The following is a 24,151-nucleotide window of genomic DNA, read 5'->3' on the forward strand; positions in this document are numbered from 1 at the left end:
GAAAGCCTTTAGGTTTCCTGCCGTGGAAGGGCTTCCCCACCCATGTCCTCACCTGCCTCCGACGCGCCCAAGGGGCTGAGAACCGGCACACTCTCCACCGCCGACATCTCCTTCTTCGTCGTCTCCGCCGCCGCCCCGCTCACCGTGATGGCCGGCGTCGCCCCGATCGCCATCGTCCTCGGCGGCATCGGCGCCCCGGCCGGCTACCTCCTCGCCGGCATCACGCTGGCGATCTTCGCCGTCGGATTCACCACCATGAGCCGCCACGTCAAGAGCGGCGGCGCGTTCTACGCGTACATCACCCGCGGCCTCGGCAAGCCCGTCGGCATCGCCGCCGCCCTCCTCGCCATGCTCGGCTACAACGGCATGGAGATCGGTGTCTACGGCCTGCTGGGCACCGCGACCGCCGACACCACACACGCCCTGTGGGGCGTCGACATCCCCTGGCTCCCCGTCTCCCTCGCCGGCCTCCTGCTCATCTGGTACGGCGGCTTCCGCTCCATCGACTTCGGCGCCAAGGTCCTCGGCGTCCTGCTCGTCGCCGAGACCGGCATCCTCGTCCTGCTCGCCGGCGGCGTGCTGATCGAGGGCGGCGCGGACGGCCTCTCCCTGGCCTCCTTCACGCCCGGCAACGTCCTGGTCCCCGGCAGCGCCGCCGTCCTCGCCTTCGCGTTCACCGCCTTCACCGGCTTCGAGTCCACGGTCATCTACCGGCGCGAGGCCCGAAACCCCGCCCGCACCATCCCGCGCGCCACCTACATAGCCGTCTGCTTCCTCGGCCTCTTCTACGCCTTCGTCGTCTGGACCGTCATCCAGGCCTTCGGCGACGACAAGGTCGTCGAGGCCGCCGCCGGCGACACCGGCGGACTCTTCTTCGCCGCCATCACCACCTACGTCGGCGCCTGGGCGGCCGACCTGATGCACATCTTCATCGTCACCAGCGTCCTCGCCTCCCTCCTCGCCTTCCACAACGCGATCAACCGCTACGGCCTCGCCCTGGCGGAGGAGGGCGTCCTGCCCCCGGTCTTCGGCAAGGTCCACCACCGCCACCGCTCCCCGTACGTCGCGGGCGCCGCCCAGACCGTCCTCGGCCTCGTCGTCGTCCTCGGCTTCGCCGTCGCCGAAGCCGACCCGTACACCCAGCTGCTGCTCTGGGTGAACACCCCCGGTGGCATCGGCCTCATGGCCCTGCAACTGCTCGCCGCGCTCGCCATCCCGTGCTACTTCCGCCGCTTCCGGCACGACGAGGGCGTCCTGCGCACCGTCGTCGCGCCGATCGCGGCCGCCGTGCTCCTGGCCGGTGCCATCGTCCTGGTCGTCTCCAAGATCGATGTCTTCACCGGCGCGTCCAGCACCGTCAACACCGTCCTCGTCGCCCTCGTCCCCGGCGTCTTCCTCATCGGGCTTCTCCTCGCGTACCGGCTGCGCCGCACGCGCCCCGAGGTCTACGCGAACTTCGCCGCTGAACCTGAACCCGAGCCCGAATCCGAACCCGAATCCACCGGCCCCGCCGAATCCACCGAGTCCCCCGAAGGAGAAGAGCCGTCGTGTCCGCACCCGACGTCGTCCTCGTCAACGCCCGCGTCCGCGCACCCGAACTCACCGGCCACACCGCTGTCGCCGTCCGCGACGGACTGATCGCGGCCGTCGGCGACGACACGGACGCCCGCGCCTGGCGCGGCCCCGGCACGGAGACGGTCGACCTCGGCGGCGCCACCCTCACCCCCGGACTCACCGACGCCCACAGCCACCCGGTCTGGGGCCTGGAGATGTTCACGGGCACCGATCTCTCCGCGGTGCGCGACCTCGGCGAACTGCGCGCGGCCCTCGCCCGCGCCGAGCGCCGGGACGGCTGGATCATCGGCTTCGGCCTCGACCACAACGTCTTCGGCGGCCGGCCCGTCCATCACGACCTCGTCGAGGACGTGCTCGGCGGCGCCCCCGCCCACCTGCGGCTCTACGACGGACACTCCGTCCTCGTCAGCGCCGCGGCCCTGCGCGCGGCGGGCATCGACGGGCCCCGGGCCTTCGCCCAGCGCTCCGAGATCGTCTGCGACGCCGGGGGCCGCCCCACCGGGCACCTGATCGAGCACGCCGCCATGGACCTCATGACCCCGGTCCTGCCCGCCCTGCCGCCCGCCGAGCGCAGCGCCCGGCTCGTCGACCTGCTCACCTCGATGGCGGCCACCGGGCTCACCGGCGCGCATGTCATGGACCTCGGCGGTCACGACGTCCCCGGCCTGCTCACCGCCCTGGAGGCCGAGGGCGACCTGCCGCTCCGGCTGCGCCTGGCCCCCTGGTGCATGCCCGGCGCCGACCGCGAGGAGCTGGAGGAGCTGGTACGGCTCCAGAAGCGCTCCGGGCGGCTGTGGCGGGTCGGCGGCGTGAAGTTCTTCATGGACGGCACCGTCGAGGGCGGCACCGCCTGGCTGGAGCACGCCGACTGCCACGGGCAGGGCACCGACGCCTTCTGGCCCGACCCGGCCGCCTACACCGCCGCCGTACGCCACTTCCACGAGGCCGGGGTCGGCACGGCCACGCACGCCATCGGCGACGCGGCTGTCCGCCACGTCCTGGACACGGTGGAGTCCCTCGGCGGGGGTGGCGGTCCCCGGCACCGGATCGAGCACATCGAGACCGTCCCGGACGGTCAGCTCGGCCGGTTCGCCGCGCTCGGCGTCGTCGCCTCGATGCAGCCCCCGCACACCGCGTACACCCGCGCCGACCACACCGACGAGTGGTCGAAGCGGCTCGGCGAGGAACGGGCGGAGCGGGCCTGGCGCTGCCGGGACCTGCGGGAGGCCGGGGCGTATCTGGCGCTCGGCTCGGACTGGCCCATCGCGCACCACGACGCCCGTCAGGTCCTCGCCACCGCCCGGGCGCCGCGCGGCGCCGCCTCGGCCCGGCACGGCCTGACCGGCCTGATGGCGCTGGAGGGCATGACCACGCACGCGGCGGTCGCGGCGGGAGAGGAGCGGATCGCCGGGCGTATCACCCCCGGCCTGCGCGCCGACCTCACCGCCTTCACGGTCGACCCGGTGGCCGCCCCGGCCGACGAGACGGAGGCAGCACCGATCCGGCTCACCATGGCCGGCGGCCGGATCACGTACCGGAGCTGACCTTCTCGGCCGGCGCCGCCGGATCCCGGTCCGTCTCCGTCTCCGCCTCCGCCTCGGACTCCGACGGGGGCGGACCGGCCTTGTCCGCACCGCGCCGCGCGAGCGGCAGGGTGGGCCCGACCAGCGCGGGAAGGCCCTGGGGGAGGGACCCGTACCAGAAGTAGGAGACCGTGAAGCCGAAGGCCAGGCAGATCATGCCGCCCACCGCGTCCAGCCAGAAGTGGTTGGCGGTGGCCACGATCACGACGAGGGTCGCGGCCGGGTAGAGCAGCCCCAGGATGCGCGCCCAGGGCGCCGTGGCCAGGGCGAAGATGATGAGACCGGACCAGAGCGACCAGCCGATGTGCATCGACGGCATCGCCGCGTACTGGTTCGACATGTTCTTGAGGTTGCCCGACGCCATCGAGCCCCAGGTGTGGTGCACCAGGACCGTGTCGACGAAGTTCTGGCCGTTCATCAGCCGGGGCGGCGCGAGCGGGTACAGGTAGTAACCGACCAGGGCCACACCGGTGGTGGCGAACAGGACCGTACGGGAGGCGGCGTAACGGCCCGGCTGCCATCGGTACAGCCACACGAGCACACCGATCGTCACGATGAAGTGCAGGGTGGCGTAGTAGTAGTTCATCGACACGATGAGCCAGGTCACGGAGTTGACCGCGTGGTTGACGGACTGCTCGAAGGCGAGGCCGAGGCTTTCCTCGGCCTGCCAGATCCAGTCGGCGTTCCGTAGCGCCTGGGCCTTCTGCTCCGGTACCGCGTTGCGGATGAGCGAGTACGTCCAGTAGCTGACGCCGATGAGGAGGATCTCGAACCAGATCCTTGGACGGCGCGGCGCTCGCAGGCGGGCCCGCACTCCGCCACCGTCCTGCATGGGTGACGGGGTGGCCGCCGTCCGGCCTTCCAAACTCTTCACGGTCGCTTCACCCATAGGAGGAGAGTCTGCCAGATCCACGCCCCACGTCCGATCATCCCCCGGTCGGGTTCGGCCCGCACGTGATCCGCCCTGAGGACGAGGCCGGAGGGCGGAGGGTCAGGGTCCCGGTGAGGGGCCCTGCCAGGGCTTGGTCAGGGGCTTGGTCAGGGGCTTCGTCAGGGGTTGCCCTGGCCCGGCCCGGAAGCGGTTGAACCGCGAACGACCAGCTCGGGCATGAACACGAACTCGCTGTGCGGGGCCGGCGTCCCCCCGACCTCTTCGAGCAGCGCGCGGACCGCCGCCTGCCCCATCGCCTGCACGGGCTGGCGGATGGTGGTGAGCGGCGGATCGGTGAACGCTATGAGGGGGGAGTCGTCGAATCCGACCACCGAGACGTCCTTCGGGACGTGCAGCCCCTGCTGCCGGGCGGCGCGGATGGCACCGAGCGCCATCATGTCGCTGGCGCAGACGACGGCGGTGCAGCCGGCGGAGATCAGGGCGCCCGCGGCGGCCTGCCCGCCCTCCAGGGTGTAGAGGGAGTGCTGGATCAGCTTCTCCGACTCCTCCGGGGAGAGCCCGAGCCGCTCCTGCATGCCCCGCTGGAACCCCTCGATCTTGCGGAGCACCGGCACGAACCGCTTGGGCCCCACCGCGAGCCCGATCCGGGTGTGCCCGAGCGCGGCCAGGTGCGTCACGGCCAGCTGCATCGCGGCCCGGTCGTCGGGCGAGACGAAGGGCGCCTGGACCTTGGGGGAGAAGCCGTTGATGAGGACGTACGGGACACCCTTGCCGCGCAGCCGGTCGTAGCGCGTCATGTCGGCGGTGGTGTCGGCGTGGAGCCCGGAGACGAAGATGATCCCGGCGACCCCCCGGTCGACGAGCATCTCGGTCAGCTCGTCCTCGGTCGAACCGCCCGGGGTCTGGGTGGCGAGGACGGGGGTGTAGCCCTGACGGGTCAGGGCCTGCCCGATGACCTGCGCGAGGGCGGGGAAGATCGGGTTGTCCAGTTCGGGGGTTATCAGCCCGACGAGCCCGGCGCTGCGCTGACGCAGCCGTACGGGCCGCTCGTATCCGAGGACGTCGAGTGCGGCAAGCACGGACTCACGGGTGGCCGCGGCCACACCGGGCTTGCCGTTGAGCACGCGGCTGACTGTGGCTTCACTGACCCCCGCCTGGGCTGCGATGTCGGCAAGCCGCGCGGTCATGGGATTGGACTGTACCGCTCGCACGTCAGATTGCCCACCAAACGCAGGACTCGGCCGGAAGCAGGACCCCGGACTTGGCGGCGTCTCCAGGAGCCTCGGGGTCGAACTCCCCGGCGGGAGAGGGCAGTACGGCCCCGGCGGCCGCCGCGCTGTCGTGGTGTCCGTGCGTCGCCGCCGCGCCCGCGACCGGCTCGCTGCTCAGCAGGGGCTCGCCCGTGACCGGCAGCTCCACGCTCACGTCCGCGCCCGTCGTGTTCAGGGCGACCAGCACGCCGCCCGCCTCCGTGCGGCGGCGGAAGGCGAGGACGCCGTCCGGGGTGTCCAGCCACTCGACCGCCTCGCCCGCGCCCAGGGCCGGATGCTCACGGCGGATACGGAGGGCCGCGCGGTACAGCTCCAGCGTGGAGGCGGGGTCACCGGTCTGGGCCGCCACGCTCAGGCCCGCCCACTCCGGGGGCTGCGGCAGCCAGGCGCCTGCCGGGCCGAAGCCGTACGAAGGGCCCTCGGCGGACCACGGCAGCGGGACCCGGCAGCCGTCGCGTAGCCCGTCCTGGCCGTCGCCGCGCAGGAACGCCGGATCCTGGCGCAGCTCGTCCGGCAGGTCGGTGACCTCCGGCAGGCCGAGCTCCTCGCCCTGGTAGACGTAGGCCGAGCCGGGCAGCGCCAGCATGAGGAGCGCCGCCGCCCGGGCCCGCCGCAGGCCGGTGACCGGGTCGCCCGCCCCGTACCGCGTGGTGTGCCGGACCACGTCGTGGTTGGAGAGCACCCAGGTCGTCGGCGCGCCCACCGACGCCGTCGCCCGCAGCGACTCCTCGACGACCGTCCGCAGCGCCGTCGCGTCCCAGGCGCAGTTCAGGAACTGGAAGTTGAACGCCTGGTGCAGCTCGTCCGGCCGTACGTAGAGGGCGAGACGCTCCGGCGTCGGCGCCCAGGCCTCCGCGACCCCGATGCGGTCGGGGCCGTACGACTCCAGGAGGCGCCGCCAGTGGCGGTGGATCTCGTGCACCCCGTCCTGGTCGAAGAAGGGCAGCCGCTGGGTCCCGATCAGCTTCGCCTGCTGCCCGTGCCCGATGTCGGGCAGCCCTTCGGCTTTGACCATGCCGTGGGCGACGTCGATTCGGAACCCGTCCACGCCCAGGTCCAGCCAGAACCGGAGGACGGAGTCGAACTCGGCCCGCACCTGCGGGTTCTTCCAGTTCAGGTCCGGCTGCTCGGGCGCGAAGAGGTGGAGGTACCAGGTGCCGTCCCCGACCCGGGTCCAGGCGGGTCCGCCGAAGACGGACTCCCAGTCGTTGGGGGGTTCGGCGCCGCCGGGGCCGCGCCCGGGGCGGAAGACGTAGCGGTCCCGGCCCACCCCGGCCAGGGCCGCCTCGAACCAGGGGTGCCGGGCCGAGGTGTGGTTGGGGACGATGTCCACGATCACCCGCAGGCCGAGCGCGTGCGCCGCCCGGACGAGGTCGTCGGCGTCCGCCAGGTCCCCGAAGACCGGATCGACGGCCCGGTAGTCCGCCACGTCGTAGCCGCCGTCCGCCTGCGGGGAGGCGTAGAACGGCGTCAGCCACACCGCGTCCGCGCCGAGCCCGGCCACATGTGCGAGCCGCTCCCGGGCGCCTCGCAGGTCCCCGATCCCGTCGCCGTCGCTGTCCGCGAAGGAGCGGACGTACACCTGGTAGATGACGGCGTCCCGCCACCAGCCCCCCACGGAGCCGGCGAAGCTGTCGCAAGGACTTGCAAGGGCGGCGGTCGGCGGCGTGGAGGTGAGCTCGTGGGCCATGTGCGGTGTCCCTCTCGCATGTTCCGAGTGCTGGTCGTCGTACTGACAACGAGGTCAGGCCGGTCATGAAACGGTCCTGCAAGCGATGACGCAAAGGCTTGCAGCCTCTCCCGAGCCCCGCAAGAGCGCCTCCCGCCGCACTGTCAAGCGACTCGTCGGCAACCTTCGGGACACGCGGATGTAACGATCACCGGACCTTGCAGAAATTTCTCGCAAGCTCTTTCGGCTCGTTTTCATCCCTGTTACGTTCCTGGCAACCCGGCGCGCCGCGAGGGAGCGGTCGCATGAGGAAGGTCTTCGCCCCTCGTTCATCCGGGATCTTTGAAGGAGTTCACATGCGGCGTGGCATAGCGGCCACCGCGCTGGTCGCGGCCCTGGGCGTGACCCTGGCGGCGTGCGGGAGTGACGGCGGCGACAACGGCGGCTCGACGAGCTCGGGCGAGCTCTCCGGCACCGTGACGTGGTGGGACACGTCCACCGTCGGTTCCGAGGACAAGGTCTTCAAGAAGATCGCCGAGGACTTCACCAAGAAGCACCCCAAGGTCACCGTCAAGTACGTGAACGTGCCGTTCGGTGAGGCGCAGAACAAGTTCAAGAACGCCGCGCAGTCCGGCTCCGGCGCCCCCGACGTCATCCGTTCCGAGGTCGCCTGGACCCCCGAGTTCGCCGACCTGGGCTACCTCGCCCCGCTGGACGGCACCGCGGCGCTGAAGAACGAGGGCGACTTCCTCAAGCAGGCCGCCGCCTCCACGAAGTACCAGGGCAAGACCTACGCCGTGCCGCAGGTCATCGACTCCATGGGCATCTTCTACAACAAGAAGATCTTCAAGGAGGCCGGTGTCGAGGTCCCCAAGACCGTCGGTGAGCTGAAGACCGTCTCCGCCAAGATCAAGGAGAAGACCGGCAAGACCGGTCTCTACCTCCGCGGCGACGACGCCTACTGGTTCCTCTCCTTCCTCTACGGCGAGGGCGGCGACCTGGTCGACGCGGACAGCAAGACCGTCACCGTCGACAACGCCGCCGGTGTGAAGGCCCTGACCACCGTCAAGGACCTGGTCGACTCCGGCGCCGCGAAGACCGACGCCACCGACGGCTGGAACAACATGCAGACCGCCTTCAAGGAAGGCAAGGTCGCCATGATGATCAACGGCCCGTGGGCCGTCTCCGACACCTACGCGGGCAAGGAGTTCACCGACAAGGCGAACCTCGGCATCGCCCCGGTGCCGGCCGGCTCCGCCGGTCAGGGCGCCCCGCAGGGCGGTCACAACCTCGCCGTCTACGCGGGCTCCAAGAACCTGAACGCCTCGTACGCCTTCGCCGAGTACATGACCTCCGCCGAGACGCAGGCCAAGGTCGCCGCCGAGCTGAGCCTGCTCCCGACGCGTGAGTCCGTCTACATCAAGCCCGAGGTGGCGAGCAACGAGATGATCGGCTTCTTCAAGCCGGTCGTCGACAAGGCCGTCGAGCGCCCCTGGATCCCGGAGACCGGCAGCCTCTTCGCCCCGCTGGTCACCGAGTACACCAAGGTCCTCACCGGTCAGACCACCCCGGACAAGGGAGCCAAGGCCACGGGTGACGCCTACCGCAAGCTCCTGAAGGACTGGAAGTAACAAGGAAGGCAGGCCGGCTGATGGCTGTGGACACCAGCAGCCAGTCGGTGGCGAAGGCCGCGGGCGACAGCGTCGCCCGCGGCCGGCGCCGCGGTACTGGCACCTCCGGGGGACGCGCGCGCCGTTCCCTCTCCACACACTGGTACGCCTGGGCGATGGTCGCTCCGGTGGTGGTCGTGATCGGCGTGATCATCGGCTACCCGCTGGTGCGCGGGATCTACCTCTCGCTCACCGACGCGAACGAGCGGAACGTCGAGCGGAGCATCGGGGTCAACCAGATCCCCGCGACGTACGAGTTCGTGGGCCTGGACAACTACGTCGACGCGCTCACCGGAAGCCAGTTCCTCGGCACGCTCGGCTGGACGCTGGTGTGGACGGTGTCCTGTGTCTCGGTGACCTTCGGCCTCGGCCTGGCCCTCGCCAACATCCTCAACCGCAGGATCGCCGGCCGCTCCTTCTACCGGATGCTGCTGATCCTGCCCTGGGCGGTGCCCGGCTTCGTCTCCGTCTTCGCCTGGCGCTTCCTCTACAACCAGGACAACGGGCTGCTCAACCAGATCCTCGCCGGCGGCGGCATCGACGCCGTGCCGTGGCTCAACGACCCCACGTGGGCCAAGTTCTCGGTCATCGCCGTCAACGTCTGGCTCGGCATCCCGTTCATGATGGTCGCCCTCCTCGGCGGACTGCAGTCCATCCCCGGCGAGCTGTACGAGGCCGCCGAGATGGACGGCGCGAACGCCTGGCAGCGCTTCCGGAACATCACCCTGCCCGGGCTCCGGTCGGTGTCCACCACCGTGATCCTGCTGAGCACCATCTGGACCTTCAACATGTTCCCGGTGATCTTCCTGCTCACCCGGGGCGGACCCGGTGAGGCCACCCAGATCCTGGTCACCCAGGCGTACAAGTTCTCCTTCGAGATCAGCCCCCGTGACTTCGCCCAGTCGTCCACCTGGGGCGTGCTGATCCTGGTCCTCCTGATGGTCTTCGCCGCGATCTACCGGCGAGTCCTCCGCAAGCAGGGAGAAGTCTGGTGACCACCGCACAGACCACCGCCACGAACACCCCGACCCGCGGCCGTCGTTCGCCGCTCGCCTCGGTCGGGCTGCACCTCACCCTGATCACGGCCTCCGTGATCGCCGTCTTCCCGGTGCTGTGGGTCCTGCTCACCTCGCTGAAGCCGGCCGCGTACGCGACCACCACCGACTTCTTCAAGGAGACGACGCTCGCGAACTACGTCGACCTGCTGGAGAACACCGAGTTCCTCACCTGGTTCGGCAACTCGCTGCTCGTCGCGGGCCTCACCACGCTCCTCGGCGTCTTCATCGCCTCCACCACCGGCTACGCCGTCAGCCGCTTCCGCTTCCCCGGCAAGCGCGGACTGATGTGGACGCTGCTGATCACCCAGATGTTCCCGGTCGCCGTCCTGATCGTGCCGATCTACAACATCATGTCGTCGCTGGGGCTGCTCAATAAGTCGGCCGGCCTGGTCATCACGTACCTGACCATCGCCGTCCCGTTCTGCGCCTGGATGATGAAGGGCTTCTTCGACACCATCCCGCGCGAGATCGACGAGTCGGGTTACGTCGACGGCCTCAACCCGTTCGGCACCTTCTGGCGGCTGATCCTTCCGCTCGCCAAGCCCGGCATCGCGGTGACCGCGTTCTACTCCTTCATCACCGCCTGGGGCGAGGTCGCCTACGCCTCCGCCTTCATGGTCGGCGACGAGAACCTCACGCTCGCGGGCGGTCTGCAGAAGTTCGTCAACCAGTACGGCGCCCAGTGGGGCCCGATGTCCGCGGCCTCCGTGCTCATCGCCATCCCGGCCGCCCTGGTCTTCCTCTTCGCCCAGCGGCACCTGGTGACCGGCATGTCCGCCGGCGCCGTCAAGGGCTGAGCACCACTCGCACCCATACGAAGAACGGCGCCCGGCTCCGTCCCCGTGTCGGACGGCGGAGCCGCGCCGCTCCCACCCCTTACCTCCCAGGGAAGTCATGACCCAGCACCTCGCTGCCCCCGCCGCCGCCCCGACCACCGGCACGCACACGGGCTGGTGGAGAGACGCGGTGATCTACCAGGTCTACCCGCGCAGCTTCGCCGACGGAAACGGCGACGGCATGGGCGACCTGGAGGGCATCCGCGGCCGGCTGCCGTACCTGAAGGAGCTGGGCGTCGACGCCGTCTGGCTCTCCCCCTTCTACGCCTCCCCGCAGGCCGACGCCGGTTACGACGTCGCCGACTACCGGGCCATCGACCCGATGTTCGGCTCCCTCCTCGACGCCGACGCGCTGATCCGCGAGGCGCACGAGCTGGGCCTGCGGATCATCGTCGACCTGGTCCCCAACCACTCCTCCGACCAGCACGAGTGGTTCCAGCGCGCGCTGCGCGAGGGCCCCGGCTCGCCGCTGCGCGAGCGCTACCACTTCCGTACGGGAAAGGGCGCGGACGGCGAACTGCCCCCGAACGACTGGGAGTCCATCTTCGGCGGCCCCGCCTGGACCCGCGTCACGGAGCCGGACGGCACCCCCGGTGAGTGGTACCTCCACCTCTTCGCGCCCGAGCAGCCCGACTTCAACTGGGACCACCCGGCCGTACGCGACGAGTTCCGCTCCATCCTGCGCTTCTGGCTCGACATGGGCGTCGACGGCTTCCGGGTCGACGTCGCCCACGGTCTGGTCAAGGCCGAGGGCCTGCCCGACATCGGCGCCCACGACCAGCTCAAGCTGCTCGGCAACGACGTCATGCCCTTCTTCGACCAGGACGGCGTCCACGAGATATACCGCTCCTGGCGCCAGGTGCTGAGCGAGTACGACGGCGAGCGCGTCCTCGTCGCCGAGGCGTGGACCCCCACCGTCGAGCGCACCGCGAACTACGTGCGCCCCGACGAAATGCACCAGGCGTTCAACTTCCAGTACCTCGGCACCCATTGGGACGCGGCGGAGCTGCGCCGGGTCATCGACGCCTCGCTGGCCGCGATGCGCCCGGTCGGCGCCCCGACGACGTGGGTGCTCTCGAACCACGACGTCACCCGGCACGCCACCCGCTTCGCCAACCCGGCGGGTCTCGGCACCCAGCTGCGCACCCCCGGTGACCGTGAGCTGGGTCTGCGCCGGGCCCGGGCCGCGACCCTGCTGATGCTGGCGCTGCCCGGCTCGGCCTACGTCTACCAGGGCGAGGAGCTCGGCCTGCCGGACGTCACCGACCTGCCCGACGAGGTCCGCCAGGACCCGTCGTTCTTCCGCGCCACCGGCCAGGACGGCTTCCGCGACGGCTGCCGGGTCCCCATCCCGTGGACCGTCGAGGGCGGTTCGTACGGCTTCGGCGACGGCGGCAGCTGGCTGCCGCAGCCCGCCGGCTGGGGCGAGCTCAGTGTCGAGGCCCAGGCCGGGGACCCCGGCTCCACCCTGGAGCTGTACCGCAGCGCGCTCGCCGTACGGCGCGAGCGTCCCGAACTCGGTGCCGGCGAAGACGTCGAGTGGATGGAGGCGCCCGAGGGCGTCCTCGCCTTCCGCCGCGACGGCTTCGTCTGCACCGCCAACACCACCGGCCGGGCCATCTCCGTCCCGCTGCCCGGCCGGTTCCTCCTCTCCAACGAGCCCGTCTCCCACGGGGAGGGCGTCGTGGAGCTGCCCGCCGACACCACCGTCTGGTGGGCGGTGTGACGATCCCCCTGCCGCGGGGCGCCGGGAACGGCGCCCCGCGGCTCGCGGACATCGCCGCCCAGTCGGGGGTGAGCGAGGCCACGGTCAGCCGTGTCCTCAACGGCAAGGCGGGGGTGGCCGGCGGGACCCGGCACAAGGTCCTCGCCGCGCTCGACGTGCTCGGCTACGAACGTCCCGTACGGCTCAAACGCCGCAGCGCGGGCCTGGTCGGCCTGGTCGTGCCCGAGTTGACCAACCCCATCTTCCCGGCCTTCGCCCAGGTCATCGAGCAGGTCCTCGCCGGACACGGCTACACCCCGGTGCTCTGCACCCAGATGCCGGGCGGCGCCACCGAGGACGAGCTGGTCGAGCAGCTGGAGGAGCGCGGGGTCACCGGCATCGTCTTCCTCTCCGGGCTGCACGCGGACGCCTCCGCCGACCCGGGCCGCTACGTCCGGCTGGCCGCGCGGGGCGTCCCGTTCGTCCTCATCAACGGCTTCAACGAACGCGTCGACGCCAACTTCGTCTCGCCCGACGACCGGGCGGCGGCGCGGATGGCCGTACGGCACCTGGTCGAGCTGGGCCACGAGCGGATCGGGCTCGCGATCGGGCCCACGCGGTACGTCCCCTCCCGGCGCAAGGCCGAGGGCTTCGCCGCCGAACTCCACGACCTGCTGGGTGTGGAGCGGGCGGAGGCCGAACGGTATGTGCGGCCCACATTGTTCGGCGTCGAGGGCGGGCACGCGGCGGCCGACATCCTCCTCGACCAGGGGTGCACCGGGATCGTCTGCGGCTCCGACCTCATGGCGCTGGGCGCGATCCGCGCGGTGCGCGCCCGCGGTCTCGACGTGCCCGACGACGTGTCGGTGGTCGGCTTCGACGACTCGCCGCTGATCGCCTTCACGGACCCGCCGTTGACGACCGTACGCCAGCCGGTTCAGGCCATGGCGACGGCGGCGGTCGGGGCGCTCCTGGAGGAGATCGAGGGGAACCCGGTGCAGCGCACGGAGTTCGTCTTCCAGCCGGAGCTGGTGGTACGGGGCTCCACGGCGCAGCCGCGCACCCGCTGATTTCCGGCGGGTAACGGGAGTGCGTCCAAAGGGTTGACCGGGCGCCGGGGGTGCTCGTACGGTCACGTCCGAAAACACTTGCTGCTTTCTTGCAGCAAGAGATTGCGAACCCGCCGAACCTGCTTCGCCCCCCCCGCACCTCCCTTCCCCAGGAGGAAACATGGCCAGAAAGACCGTGGCCGCTGCACTCGCCGTCGTGGCGGGAGCCGCTGTGGCCGTCACGGCACCCGCCCCCGCGCAGGCCGCCCCGCCCGGTGAGAAAGACGTCACCGCGGTGATGTTCGAGTGGAAGTTCGCCTCTGTGGCGAAGGCCTGCACCGAGCAGCTCGGCCCGGCCGGTTACGGCTACGTCCAGGTCTCACCGCCCCAGGAGCGCATCCAGGGCAGCACGTGGTGGACCGCCTACCAGCCCGTCAGCTACAAGATCGCCGGCCCCCTCGGCGACCGCACCGCCTTCAAGTCCATGGTCGACACCTGCCACGCGGCCGGTGTGAAGGTCGTCGCCGACGCCGTCATCAACCACATGGCGAACGCCTCCGGTACGGGCACCGGCGGCACCTCCTTCTCCAAGTACGACTACCCCGGCCTCTATTCGGGCGCCGACATGGACGACTGCCGCGCCACGATCTCGAACTACCAGGACCGGGCCAACGTCCAGAACTGCGAGCTCGTCGGCCTGCCGGACCTCGACACCGGCGAGAACTGGGTGCGCGGCCGGATCGCCGCCTACCTGAACGACCTGCTCACGCTCGGCGTCGACGGCTTCCGCGTCGACGCGGCGAAGCACATCCCGGCCGCCGACCTCGCGAACATCAAGTCACGGCTGACCAACCCGGGCGTCTACTGGAAGCAGGAGGCGATATTCGGCGCGGGCGAGGCCGTCTCTCCCGACGAGTACCTCGGCAACGGGGACGTGCAGGAGTTCCGCTACGCACGGGACCTCAAGCGGATCTTCGGCTCGGAGAAGCTCGCGTACCTGAGCAACTTCGGCGAGTCCTGGGGGTATATGTCCTCCGGCAAGTCCGGCGTCTTCGTCGACAACCACGACACCGAGCGCGGCGGCGACACCCTGAGCTACAAGTCGGGCGCCACCTACACGCTCGCCTCCGTCTTCATGCTGGCCTGGCCCTACGGCTCCCCGGACGTCCACTCCGGCTACGAGTGGACCGACAAGGACGCGGGCGCGCCGAACGGCGGACAGGTCAACGCCTGCTACAGCGACGGCTGGAAGTGCCAGCACGCCTGGCGTGAGATCGCCTCGATGGTCGGCTTCCGCAACGCGGCCCGGGGCACCTCCGTCACCAACTGGTGGGACAACGGCAACAACGCGATCGCGTTCGGCCGGGGCGCCAAGGCGTACGTGGCGATCAACCACGAAGGCACCGCGCTGACCCGCACCTTCCAGACGGGGCTGCCCGCCGGCACCTACTGCGACGTACAGCGCAACACCGGCGTCACGGTGAACTCGGCCGGCCAGTTCACGGCGACGCTCGCCTCGAACACGGCCGTCGCCCTGCACGTCAACGCCAAGACCTGCGGCGGCGGTACGACTCCCACGCCGCCCGCGAGCACCGGCGCCTCCTTCAACGTCCAGGCCACCACCGTCACCGGCCAGAACATCTACGTCACCGGCAACCAGGCGGCCCTCGGCAACTGGAACCCGGCCTCCGCGCCCAAGCTCGACCCGGCGGCCTACCCCGTCTGGAAGCTGGACGTGTCCCTGCCCGCCGGCACGACCTTCGAGTACAAGTACCTCCGCAAGGACGCGGCCGGAAACGTCACCTGGGAATCGGGCGCCAACCGCACAGCCACGGTCCCCGCCTCCGGCCAGATCGTCCTGAACGACACCTTCCGCACCTGACACCCCTTCTCACCAGGGCCGCCCCGCCGGGGGCGGCCCTCCTTCCCGTACCTCCAGGGAGAACCCTCGTGATACGCAAGAGAACGGCGGCCGCCGTGGCCACCGCCCTGTGCGCGGCCCTCGTGCCGGCCCTGCCCGCGGCCGCCGCGCCCCCGCCGCCGCCCCCGCCCTCCGACAGGGCGCTCGCCGCGCAGCCCGCGCGGCACGACCTCACACGGGAGCAGTTCTACTTCGTCCTGCCCGACCGGTTCGCCAACGGAGACACCCGCAACGACCGCGGCGGCCTCACCGGCACCCGCCTGGAGACCGGCTTCGACCCCACCGACAAGGGCTTCTACCAGGGCGGCGACCTCAAGGGCCTGACGAAGAAGCTCGACTACATCAAGGGCCTCGGCACCACCGCCCTCTGGATGGCGCCGATCTTCAAGAACCAGCCCGTGCAGGGCGCCGGCAAGGACGCGAGCGCCGGCTACCACGGCTACTGGATCACCGACTTCACCCAGGTCGACCCGCACTTCGGCACCAACGCCGACCTGGAGAAGCTGATCGACCAGGCCCACGCCAAGGGCATGAAGGTCTTCTTCGACGTCATCACCAACCACACCGCCGACGTCGTCGACTACGAGGAGAAGTCCTACGGCTATCTCTCCAAGGGCGCCTTCCCCTACCTCACGAAGGACGGCGTCCCGTTCGACGACGCCGACTATGCCGACGGGTCCCAGCGCTTCCCGCGCGTCGACAAGGACTCCTTCCCCCGGACGCCCGTGGTGGCCCCCGACAAGAGGAACCTCAAGGTTCCCTCCTGGCTCAACGACCCCACGATGTACCACAACCGGGGCGACTCCACCTTCGCCGGCGAGTCCTCCACGAACGGCGACTTCGTCGGCCTGGACGACCTGTGGACCGAGCGTCCCGAGGTCGTCGAGGGCATGGAGAAGATCTACCAGCGCTGGGTGCGCGACTTCGACATCGACGGCTTCCGCATCGACACCGTCAAGCACGTCAACACCGAGTTCTGGACCCAGTGGGCCACGGCCCTCGACGAGTACGCCGCACGCCGCGGCCGCGACGACTTCTTCATGTTCGGCGAGGTCTACTCCGCCGACCCCGCGATCACCGCGCCGTACGTGACCGAGGGCCGCCTGGACGCCACCCTCGACTTCCCCTTCCAGGACGCGGCCCGCTCCTTCGCCTCCCAGAACGGCTCCGCCGACAAGCTGGCCCACCTCTTCGCCCAGGACTACCGCTACACCACCGACAAGGCCAACGCCTATGAGTCGGTGCCCTTCCTCGGCAACCACGACATGGGCCGCTTCGGCGCCTTCCTCAAGCAGGACAACCCGAAGGCCGACGACGCCGAGCTGCTGAGGCGCTACCGGCTCGCCAACGAGCTGATGTTCCTCAGCCGCGGCAACCCCGTCGTCTACTACGGCGACGAGCAGGGCTTCACCGGACCGGGCGGCGACAAGGACGCCCGCCAGACGCTGTTCGGCTCGCAGACCGCCGACTACCTGGACGACGACCAGCTCGGCACCGACCGCACCCACGCGGACGACGCGTACGACACCGCGCACCCCCTCTACCGGCAGATCGCGGCCCTCGCCGAACTCACCCGGAAGAACCCGGCGCTGCGCGACGGCGTCCAGGAGCAGCGGTACGCCGAGGGCTCGGTCTACGCCTTCTCCCGTACCGACGCCCGTACGAAGACCCGGCCCGTCGAGTACGTCGTCGCCGTGAACAGCTCCACCGAGCCGAAGACCGTCGAGATCCCGACCGGCTCCGCCGCGCACACGGAGTTCACCGCGATCCACGGCGGCGCCGCCCGCGTCTCCAGCGGCGCCGACACGAAGATCAAGGTCACCGTCCCCGCCCTCGGCTCCCTCGTCCTCAAGGCCGCCGAGCCGCTCGCCCCGCCCGCCACGGCGCCGACGATCACGCTGAAGGCTCCGGCCGCCGGTGCCACCGGCACCGTCGAGATCTCCGCCGGCGTCGACGGCGGCGCGCTCAACCGGGTCGTCTTCGCCGCCCAGACCGGCAGCGGGAAGTGGCAGGTCCTCGGCACCGCCGACCACGCCCCCTACAAGGTCACCCAGAAGGTCACCGCACCCGCCGGCACCGCCCTGCGCTACAAGGCCGTCGTCGTCGACAGCACCGGCCGCACGGCGAGCGCCACCGCCGCGACCACCAGCGGCGCCCCCGCCGTCGAACAGCCCCCGACCGCCACCCAGCGCGACTACGCGATCGTCCACTACAAGCGCGCGGACGGGAACTACGACGACTGGGGCCTCTACACCTGGGGCGACATCGCCGACGGCGAATCCACCACCTGGCCCGCGGGCAAGCCCTTCACCGGCCGTGACGCCTACGGCGCCTTCGCCTACGTCAAGCTCAAGCCCGGCGCGTCCTCGGTCGGCTTCATCGCCGTGAACAAGGACGGCGTCAAGGACACCGACGCCGACCGCGCCATCGACCTCTCCAAGACCGGCGAGGTCTGGATCGAGCAGGGCAGCCCGACCGTCCTGAACGCGGCGCCCGCAGGCGCCTACCCGCCCCAGGACACGACGAAGGCCGTCCTCCACTACAAGCGGGCCGACGGGAACTACGCGGGCTGGGGCCTGCACACCTGGACCGGCGCCGCGAACCCGACCGACTGGTCCAAGCCGCTGGAGCCGGTCCGTACCGACGCCTACGGAGCGGTCTACGAAGTCCCGCTCGCACCCGGCGCGACCTCCCTCAGCTACATCCTCCACAAGGGCGACGAGAAGGACCTGCCCACCGACCAGTCCCTCGACCTCAAGGCGAACGGCCACGAGGTCTGGATGCTCGGCGGCCAGGAGAAGTACCTCCTGCCGCAGCCCAAGGGCAGCGGCGCGGCGCTCGACCTGACCAAGTCCCAGGCCGTCTGGATCGACGAGACCACCCTCGCCTGGAACGGCGACGACACCGCCGCCTCCCACGCGCTCCTCACCTCACGCGACGGCTCCCTCACCGTCCAGGACGGCACCCTCACCGGCGACCGCCAGGTGCTCCGCCTGAACCGGACCGAGCTGACCGACGCCCAGAAGGCCGCCTTCCCCCACCTGAAGTCCTACGGCGCCTTCACCGTCGACCCGCGCGACCGCGACCGCGTCCGCGAAGCCCTCAGAGGCCAGCTCGTCGCCGCCCAGTACGCGGCGAACGGCGCGGTCCTCACCGCCACCGGAGTCCAGCTCGCCGGCGTCCTCGACGACCTCTACGCGCCGAAGGCCACCACGGCCGCCCTCGGCCCGGTCTTCCGCGACGGCCGCCCGACCCTCTCCCTGTGGGCCCCCACCGCCCAGTCCGTCCACCTCGAACTCGACGGCAGGGCCGTCCCCATGCGCCGTGACGCCGCCTCCGGCGTCTGGTCGGTCACCGGCACGCGCGCGTGGACCGGAAAGCCGTACCGGTACGTGGTGAAGGTCTGGGCCCCCAGCGTCCGGCAGGTCGTCACCAACAAGGTCACCGACCCCTACGCCACCGCCCTGACCACCGACTCCACCCACAGCCTCGTCGTCGACCTCGCCGACCCGAAGCTCGCCCCCCAGGGCTGGACCGGGCTGAAGAAGCCGGCCGCCGTGCCGCTGCGCGACGCCCAGATCCAGGAGTTGCACATCCGCGACTTCTCGATCGCCGACCCGACGGCCAAGGCCGACCACAAGGGCACCTACCTCGCCTTCACGGACACCGGCAGCAAGGGCTCGCGCCACCTGAAGGCGCTGGCCGACTCCGGCACCTCCTACGTCCACCTCCTGCCCGCCTTCGACATCGGCACCATCCCCGAGAAGAAGTCCGAGCAGACCACCCCCGCCTGCGACCTCAAGGTCTACGCCCCCGACTCCGAGGAGCAGCAGGCCTGCGTGGCCGCCGCCGCGGCCAAGGACGCCTACAACTGGGGCTACGACCCACTGCACTACACCGTCCCCGAGGGCTCCTACGCCACCGACCCCGAAGGCACCCGCCGCACCGTCGAGTTCCGGCAGATGGTCGCCTCCCTCAACGGTGCGGGACTGCGCACCGTCATGGACGTCGTCTACAACCACACGGTGGCCGCCGGACAGTCGGAGAAGTCGGTCCTCGACCGGATCGTCCCCGGCTACTACCAGCGGCTCCAGGCCGACGGCTCCGTCGCCACCTCCACCTGCTGTGCCAACACCGCGCCCGAGAACGCCATGATGGGCAAGCTCGTCGTCGACTCGGTCGTCACCTGGGCCAGGCAGTACAAGGTCGACGGCTTCCGCTTCGACCTCATGGGCCACCACCCGAAGGACAACATCCTCGCCGTCCGCAAGGCCCTGGACGCCCTGACCGTCGAGAAGGACGGCGTCGACGGAAAGGCGATCGTCCTCTACGGCGAGGGCTGGAACTTCGGCGAGATCGCCGACGACGCCCGCTTCGTCCAGGCCACCCAGAAGAACATGGCCGGAACCGGCATCGCCACCTTCTCCGACCGGGCCCGCGACGCCGTCCGCGGCGGCGGCCCCTTCGACGACGACCCCGGCGTCCAGGGCTTCGCCTCCGGACTGTTCACCGACCCCAACTCCTCGACCGCCAACGGCACCCCCGCGCAGCAGAAGGCCCGCCTGCTCCACTACCAGGACCTGATCAAGGTGGGGCTGAGCGGCAACCTCGCCGACTACTCCTTCACCGACACCTCGGGCCGTACGGTCAAGGGCTCCCAGGTCGACTACAACGGCGCCCCGGCCGGCTACGCCGCCGCCCCCGGCGACGCCCTCGCCTACGCCGACGCCCACGACAACGAGACCCTCTACGACGCGCTCGCCTTCAAGCTGCCGGCGACCACCCCGGCCGCCGACCGGGCGCGCATGCAGGTCCTCGCCATGGCGACGGCCACCCTCTCGCAGGGCCCCGCGCTCTCCCAGGCCGGCTCGGACCTGCTGCGCTCCAAGTCCCTGGACCGCAACTCGTACGACAGCGGCGACTGGTTCAACGCCATCCACTGGGACTGCCGGGACGGCAACGGCTTCGGCCGCGGCCTGCCGCCGGCGGCAGACAACAGGTCCAAGTGGTCCTACGCCAAGCCCCTGCTGGCCTCGTCGGCTCCCACGGTCGGCTGCGAGCAGATCGACGGCGCCTCGGCCGCCTACCGGGACCTGCAGAAGATCCGTACCACCGAGCCGGTCTTCTCCCTCGCCACCGCCGGACAGGTCCAGGGCGCCCTGTCCTTCCCGCTCTCCGGGACCGGCGAGACCCCGGGCGTGATCACCATGCGCCTCGGCGACCTGGTCGTGGTCTTCAACGCCACCCCCGACCGGCAGACCCAGAAGGTCACCGCCCTGGCCGGAAAGGGCTACACCCTCCACCCGGTCCAGGCCACCGGCGCCGACACCACCGTCAAGTCCGCCTCCTACGAGACGGAGTCGGGCACCTTCACGGTCCCGGCCCGCACGGTGGCGGTCTTCACCGCACGCTGACCGCGCCCCGACCGCACGCGCGGGGCCGGCCCGGGAGACCGGCCGGCCCCGCCGGACAGCCCCACCAGCGCGTCGAGATCCCGGTCGTCCGCCTGCCGGAAGGCCACTTGTGTCGTCATGGCGATCACCGCAAAGCTATGGCCAGACATCCTTCGACCGGGAGCCCCCATGCCGCAGATCACCGTGGACTACTCCGCACCGCTCGACCGGCGGGGCTTCGCGCTCGCCCTCCACCCGCTCGTCGTGGAGACCGTCGACACCCGGATCGACGCCTGCAAGACCCGCTTCCGCGAGATCGAGGAGACCGTCTGCGGCGACGGCTCGACCGACGACGTCGTCGTCCACGTCGACATCGCGCTCCTGCCCGGCCGTACCGACGAGACCAAGGCCCGCCTGGCCGAGGCCGTCGTCGCGCTGCTGCCCGCCCACCTCAAGCAGACCGAGGGCGTACGGATCTCCGCCGAGGTACGCGACCTCGACGCCTCCTACCGCAAGGGCTGAGCCGGCACCCGCGGCGCCAGCGCCAGCAGCCGGCCGACCAGGTCACCGAACGGCCCGTCGGCCGGCTCGTCGCCGAGGATCCGGATCAGGACGTCCGCCATCTCCTCGTCGTACGCGGCGCTCACCGCGGCCAGCGCCGCGAAGTCGTGCACCAGCTGCAACTCCAGCTCGGCGCGCGGCACCCGCCGCCCGTCCAGCCAGAGCAGCGCCGTCGACTCGGCCAGCGACACCCAGGAGCGGACGACCAGTTCCAGCCGCGCGGAGGGGTGCGACACCTCCAGATGGGCCAGGATCTGCTCGTAGGCGGCCTGCCGGACCTCGTCGATCATCGCGTTGGTGGTGGACGAGCCCACGGCGGGACCGCCGCGCATCAGCGCCGAGAAACCCGGCCCGTGCTCCTCCACGAAGTCGAAGAACCGGCCCATCACCCGCAGCAGCCGCGCCCCCAGCGGCCCCTGCGGCGGCTCCAGGAACCGCGCGGCCAGCTCGTCGGCCGCCCGCCGCAGCGCCGCCTCGTACAGGCTCTGCTTGCCGGGGAAGTAGTGGTAGACCAGCGGCCGCGAGATGCCCGCGGCCGCGGCGATCTCGTCGATGGAGACCTCGTCGGGAGAGCGGTGGCTGAACAGCTCGAGGGCCACCCCGATCAGCTGCTGCTTGCGCTCCTCGACGCCCATCCTGCGGCGCACCCCGGTCGTCATGCGAACAGCCTAACGGGCGTCCGTTACGCTCCCACCACATGAGCGCTTCTGATCAGGACACCCCCGCGGCGGCCCCCGAGGCCGAGGCGACGGGCATGACGCCCAGGCAGGCACGCCGGCTGCGGATGGCGGCCGCGTCCGTTCTGCTGGTCGCGATGGCGGCCGTCCTGGTGGTCAGACTGGCCAGCCGCACGTCCGTGCTGGTCGTCGGGGTGTACGGACTGGCCATGATCCTCTGCGGTGTGGTGATCGAACTCTCCCGCAACGGCCGTACGCGTCTGGGCACCTGGCTGCTCGTGGCCGGCCTCGCCGCCGCGCTCGCCTTCGACTGGCTGATCCTTCCCTGATCAGAGGTCGAGAACGAGCCGTTCGCCGGCGCAGCGCGAGACGCAGATCAGCATCGAGTCGCTCCGCTCCGCGTCGGTGAGCAGCTCGTCTCGGTGGTCGATCTCCCCTTCCAGGACCCGCTGTTGGCAGGTGCCGCAGAAGCCCTGCTCGCAGGAGTACGAGACACCCGGCACCGCCTCCCGTACCGCGGCGAGGACCGACCGGTCCGCCGCCACCGTCAACGTACGCCCGGTGCGCCGCAGTTCGACCTCGAAGGGGCCGCCGCCGGCCGTGGCGGCGGGGGAGAAGCGCTCCAGGCGCGGGGTCACGCCCTCGGGCAGCGCGGCGGCCACGGCGTCCATCAGCCCGTCAGGACCGCAGCAGTAGACGACCGTCTCGGGCGGGGTGTCGGCGAGGAAGCCGAGCTCCGGAAGCCCGGACTCGTCCTCGGCGACCACCGTGACCCGGGATCCGCCCAGCTTCTCGATCTCTTCGAGGTACGGCATGGTGGCGCGGCCGCGCCCGCAGTAGAGCAGCCGCCAGTCGGCGCCGGCCCGGTCGGCCGCGCGCAGCATGGGCAGGACGGGTGTGATGCCGATGCCGCCGGCGACGAAGACGTAGGAGGGGGCGTCGACGAGCGGGAAGCGGTTGCGGGGGCCGCGGACCTCGATCTCCGTGCCCTCGTGGAGCTGTTCGTGGACCTCGCGGGAGCCGCCCCGGCCGCCCTCCACGAGCCGGGTCGCCACGGTGTACGTGTCGATGTCGGCCGGGTCGCCGCAGAGCGAGTACTGGCGGACCAGGCCGGAGGGCAGCACCAGGTCGACGTGGGCGCCGGGCTGCCAGGCGGGCAGTCCGGTGCCTTCGAGGCGGAGCTGGACGACGCCCTCGGCGGGCTCGGTGCGCCCGGTGACGAGGACCTTCCGGGTGACGGTGGCGAGGCGGCCGCGGCCCGATGTCGGCTCGTCGAGGGCGGGCATCGGCCACAGCGGGGCGGCGTCGATCCGGCGGCGCACGGCCCGCTTGGCGAGGAGCGCGGCCCCGGCGACCAGGACGAGGGTGACCGGTCGGGGCATCAGCGGCCTCCGTTGGCGCCGGGGGAGGAGGCGAGGTAGGCCACCGCCTGGGCGGTGTCGCCCTCCTGGGAGGGGTGGTAGGAGCGGCTGAGATAGCGGGGGATCGCGCGCAGCAGGTCGGGCGTGGAGGGCAGCACGCCTTCCCTGCCCTTGCGGACGAGCTGCCCGACGGACGCCTTGCCGTCGATGAGGGTGGGGTCGTTCGCCATGAAGAAGCGGGTGCCGCGCTGCCAGAGGAAGACCATGGCGGTGAAGGCGGTGGCCCAGGTGCGGGCGCGGCGGCGGTAGCCGCCGTCGAGGTGCATGAAGAGTTCGAACGCGACGGAGCGGTGCTCGACCTCTTCCGCGCCGTGCCAGCGCAGCAGGTCGAGCATGGTGGGGTCGGCGCCCCGCCGGTCGAGTTCCTCGGCGTTGAGGACCCAGTTGCCGAGGAAGGCGGTGTAGTGCTCGATGGCGGCGATGAGGGCGACCCGCTCCATCAGCCACCACCGGCGCGGCCTGCCGGGCGGCAGGGTCCGGTCGCCGAGCAGCTTCTCGAAGAACCAGTCGACCTGGGCGGTGTAGGGCGTGGGGTCGAGGCCGAGCTTCTTGAGATGGGGCAGGACGTCGTCGTGGGCCTGGGAGTGGACGGCCTCCTGCCCGATGAAGCCGATGACGTCCGCGCGCAGCCGGTCGTCGGTGATGTACGGGAGCACCTGCTTGTAGACATGCACGAACCAGCGTTCGCCGGCCGGAAGCAGCAGGTGCAGCACGTTGATGGTGTGGGTGGTGAACGGGTCGCCGGGAACCCAGTGGAGCGGGGTCTCCTCCCAGTCGAAGGAGACCTTCCGTGCCTTGAGCTCGATGTGCTCCGACGCCACCGGTGCAGGCCGCGTATTAGACATGCCGTCAATGTACTGAGGGGTAAGG

At 71.0% G+C, this 24,151-nt stretch carries 17 protein-coding genes; 11 read left to right on the forward strand and 6 right to left on the reverse strand.

Annotation, left to right across the window (positions count from 1 at the left end):
* The first annotated feature begins 42 nt into the window (after positions 1-42).
* Both ACF06X_RS03670 and ACF06X_RS03675 read left to right on the forward strand, forming a co-directional pair.
* Entirely contained in the window at positions 43-1,638 is a 1,596-nt protein-coding gene (locus tag ACF06X_RS03670; RefSeq protein ID WP_392285520.1) for an APC family permease, read from the forward strand.
* Positions 1,548-3,119: an amidohydrolase gene (locus ACF06X_RS03675; RefSeq protein ID WP_392285521.1), complete on the forward strand. Its 1,572-nt coding sequence runs from the start codon at positions 1,548-1,550 to the stop codon at positions 3,117-3,119. Before ACF06X_RS03670 ends, ACF06X_RS03675 begins: the two co-directional genes overlap by 91 nt.
* On the opposite strand, the gene ACF06X_RS03680 is transcribed toward ACF06X_RS03675, so the two are convergent.
* The 3 genes from ACF06X_RS03680 to ACF06X_RS03690 all read right to left on the reverse strand — a co-directional run bounded on the left by ACF06X_RS03680 (position 3,103) and on the right by ACF06X_RS03690 (position 7,011).
* A complete protein-coding gene (locus tag ACF06X_RS03680) occupies positions 3,103-4,047 on the reverse strand; it encodes a phosphatase PAP2 family protein (RefSeq protein ID WP_392285522.1) in 945 nt (314 codons plus the stop codon). The two genes, ACF06X_RS03675 and ACF06X_RS03680, sit on opposite strands and share 17 nt — an antisense overlap.
* Positions 4,048-4,208: 161 nt before the next feature.
* Positions 4,209-5,237: a LacI family DNA-binding transcriptional regulator gene (locus ACF06X_RS03685; RefSeq protein WP_392285523.1), complete on the reverse strand. Its 1,029-nt coding sequence runs from the start codon at positions 5,235-5,237 to the stop codon at positions 4,209-4,211.
* A 25-nt stretch (positions 5,238-5,262) separates the two neighbouring features.
* On the reverse strand, positions 5,263-7,011 hold the full coding sequence (locus ACF06X_RS03690; RefSeq protein WP_392285524.1) for a glycoside hydrolase family 13 protein: 1,749 nt from the start codon (positions 7,009-7,011) through the stop codon (positions 5,263-5,265).
* 335 nt (positions 7,012-7,346) lie between these two features.
* Between ACF06X_RS03690 and ACF06X_RS03695 the strand changes: the two genes are divergently transcribed.
* The 8 genes from ACF06X_RS03695 (at position 7,347) to ACF06X_RS03730 (ending at position 21,144) form a co-directional block, all read left to right on the forward strand.
* Positions 7,347-8,621, forward strand: coding sequence for an extracellular solute-binding protein (locus ACF06X_RS03695; protein WP_392285525.1), 1,275 nt, complete (start codon positions 7,347-7,349; stop codon positions 8,619-8,621).
* A 20-nt stretch (positions 8,622-8,641) separates the two neighbouring features.
* Entirely contained in the window at positions 8,642-9,655 is a 1,014-nt protein-coding gene (locus ACF06X_RS03700) for a carbohydrate ABC transporter permease (protein ID WP_392285526.1), read from the forward strand.
* Entirely contained in the window at positions 9,649-10,515 is an 867-nt protein-coding gene (locus ACF06X_RS03705) for a sugar ABC transporter permease (protein WP_392285963.1), read from the forward strand. Before ACF06X_RS03700 ends, ACF06X_RS03705 begins: the two co-directional genes overlap by 7 nt.
* Positions 10,516-10,612: 97 nt before the next feature.
* Positions 10,613-12,280 (forward strand): glycoside hydrolase family 13 protein, encoded by a 1,668-nt coding sequence (locus ACF06X_RS03710; RefSeq protein ID WP_392285527.1) that lies wholly within the window; start codon positions 10,613-10,615, stop codon positions 12,278-12,280.
* Positions 12,268-13,329 (forward strand): LacI family DNA-binding transcriptional regulator, encoded by a 1,062-nt coding sequence (locus ACF06X_RS03715; protein WP_392285528.1) that lies wholly within the window; start codon positions 12,268-12,270, stop codon positions 13,327-13,329. The genes ACF06X_RS03710 and ACF06X_RS03715 overlap by 13 nt, the downstream gene beginning before the upstream one ends.
* Before the next feature lie 160 nt (positions 13,330-13,489).
* Entirely contained in the window at positions 13,490-15,190 is a 1,701-nt protein-coding gene (locus tag ACF06X_RS03720; protein WP_392285529.1) for a carbohydrate-binding module family 20 domain-containing protein, read from the forward strand.
* A 68-nt stretch (positions 15,191-15,258) separates the two neighbouring features.
* Positions 15,259-20,643 carry a pullulanase-type alpha-1,6-glucosidase gene (gene pulA / locus ACF06X_RS03725; RefSeq protein ID WP_392285530.1) on the forward strand — a complete coding sequence of 1,795 codons (5,385 nt, stop codon included), beginning with the start codon at positions 15,259-15,261 and terminating at the stop codon, positions 20,641-20,643.
* 168 nt (positions 20,644-20,811) lie between these two features.
* Positions 20,812-21,144 (forward strand): 5-carboxymethyl-2-hydroxymuconate Delta-isomerase, encoded by a 333-nt coding sequence (locus ACF06X_RS03730; protein ID WP_158986730.1) that lies wholly within the window; start codon positions 20,812-20,814, stop codon positions 21,142-21,144.
* Here the strand turns inward: ACF06X_RS03730 and ACF06X_RS03735 are convergent.
* A complete protein-coding gene (locus ACF06X_RS03735; RefSeq protein ID WP_392285531.1) occupies positions 21,129-21,842 on the reverse strand; it encodes a TetR/AcrR family transcriptional regulator in 714 nt (237 codons plus the stop codon). The genes ACF06X_RS03730 and ACF06X_RS03735 overlap by 16 nt on opposite strands.
* A gap of 38 nt (positions 21,843-21,880) precedes the next feature.
* On the opposite strand from ACF06X_RS03735, the gene ACF06X_RS03740 reads away from it, so the two are divergent.
* The gene (locus ACF06X_RS03740) at positions 21,881-22,189 is read left to right on the forward strand and encodes a hypothetical protein (protein WP_392285532.1); all 309 of its coding nucleotides are present in this window, start codon (positions 21,881-21,883) and stop codon (positions 22,187-22,189) included.
* Here the strand turns inward: ACF06X_RS03740 and ACF06X_RS03745 are convergent, their stop codons facing one another.
* Positions 22,190-23,242, reverse strand: a complete 1,053-nt coding sequence (locus ACF06X_RS03745) for a PDR/VanB family oxidoreductase (protein WP_392285533.1) — start codon at positions 23,240-23,242, stop codon at positions 22,190-22,192. It abuts the gene before it with no gap.
* On the reverse strand, positions 23,242-24,126 hold the full coding sequence (locus tag ACF06X_RS03750; RefSeq protein ID WP_392285534.1) for a metal-dependent hydrolase: 885 nt from the start codon (positions 24,124-24,126) through the stop codon (positions 23,242-23,244). Before ACF06X_RS03750 ends, ACF06X_RS03745 begins: the two co-directional genes overlap by 1 nt.
* Between the last annotated feature and the right edge of the window lie 25 nt (positions 24,127-24,151).

Origin of the sequence: Streptomyces sp. NPDC015346, from assembly GCF_043078785.1 — a bacterium.
Taxonomy (GTDB): Bacteria; Actinomycetota; Actinomycetes; order Streptomycetales; family Streptomycetaceae; genus Streptomyces.

Excerpts from the sequence above, each read along its gene's own strand:
- ACF06X_RS03700 (WP_392285526.1), top strand. The coding sequence starts at position 8,642 with ATGGCTGTGGACACCAGCAGCCAGTCGGTGGCGAAGGCCGCGGGCGAC.
- ACF06X_RS03680 (WP_392285522.1), bottom strand. The coding sequence starts at position 4,047 with ATGGGTGAAGCGACCGTGAAGAGTTTGGAAGGCCGGACGGCGGCCACC.
- ACF06X_RS03720 (WP_392285529.1), top strand. The coding sequence starts at position 13,490 with ATGGCCAGAAAGACCGTGGCCGCTGCACTCGCCGTCGTGGCGGGAGCC.
- ACF06X_RS03750 (WP_392285534.1), bottom strand. The coding sequence starts at position 24,126 with ATGTCTAATACGCGGCCTGCACCGGTGGCGTCGGAGCACATCGAGCTC.
- ACF06X_RS03735 (WP_392285531.1), bottom strand. The coding sequence starts at position 21,842 with ATGACGACCGGGGTGCGCCGCAGGATGGGCGTCGAGGAGCGCAAGCAG.
- ACF06X_RS03730 (WP_158986730.1), top strand. The coding sequence starts at position 20,812 with ATGCCGCAGATCACCGTGGACTACTCCGCACCGCTCGACCGGCGGGGC.
- ACF06X_RS03670 (WP_392285520.1), top strand. The coding sequence starts at position 43 with ATGTCCTCACCTGCCTCCGACGCGCCCAAGGGGCTGAGAACCGGCACA.
- ACF06X_RS03695 (WP_392285525.1), top strand. The coding sequence starts at position 7,347 with ATGCGGCGTGGCATAGCGGCCACCGCGCTGGTCGCGGCCCTGGGCGTG.
- ACF06X_RS03710 (WP_392285527.1), top strand. The coding sequence starts at position 10,613 with ATGACCCAGCACCTCGCTGCCCCCGCCGCCGCCCCGACCACCGGCACG.
- ACF06X_RS03745 (WP_392285533.1), bottom strand. The coding sequence starts at position 23,242 with ATGCCCCGACCGGTCACCCTCGTCCTGGTCGCCGGGGCCGCGCTCCTC.
- ACF06X_RS03690 (WP_392285524.1), bottom strand. The coding sequence starts at position 7,011 with ATGGCCCACGAGCTCACCTCCACGCCGCCGACCGCCGCCCTTGCAAGT.
- ACF06X_RS03740 (WP_392285532.1), top strand. The coding sequence starts at position 21,881 with ATGAGCGCTTCTGATCAGGACACCCCCGCGGCGGCCCCCGAGGCCGAG.
- ACF06X_RS03685 (WP_392285523.1), bottom strand. The coding sequence starts at position 5,237 with ATGACCGCGCGGCTTGCCGACATCGCAGCCCAGGCGGGGGTCAGTGAA.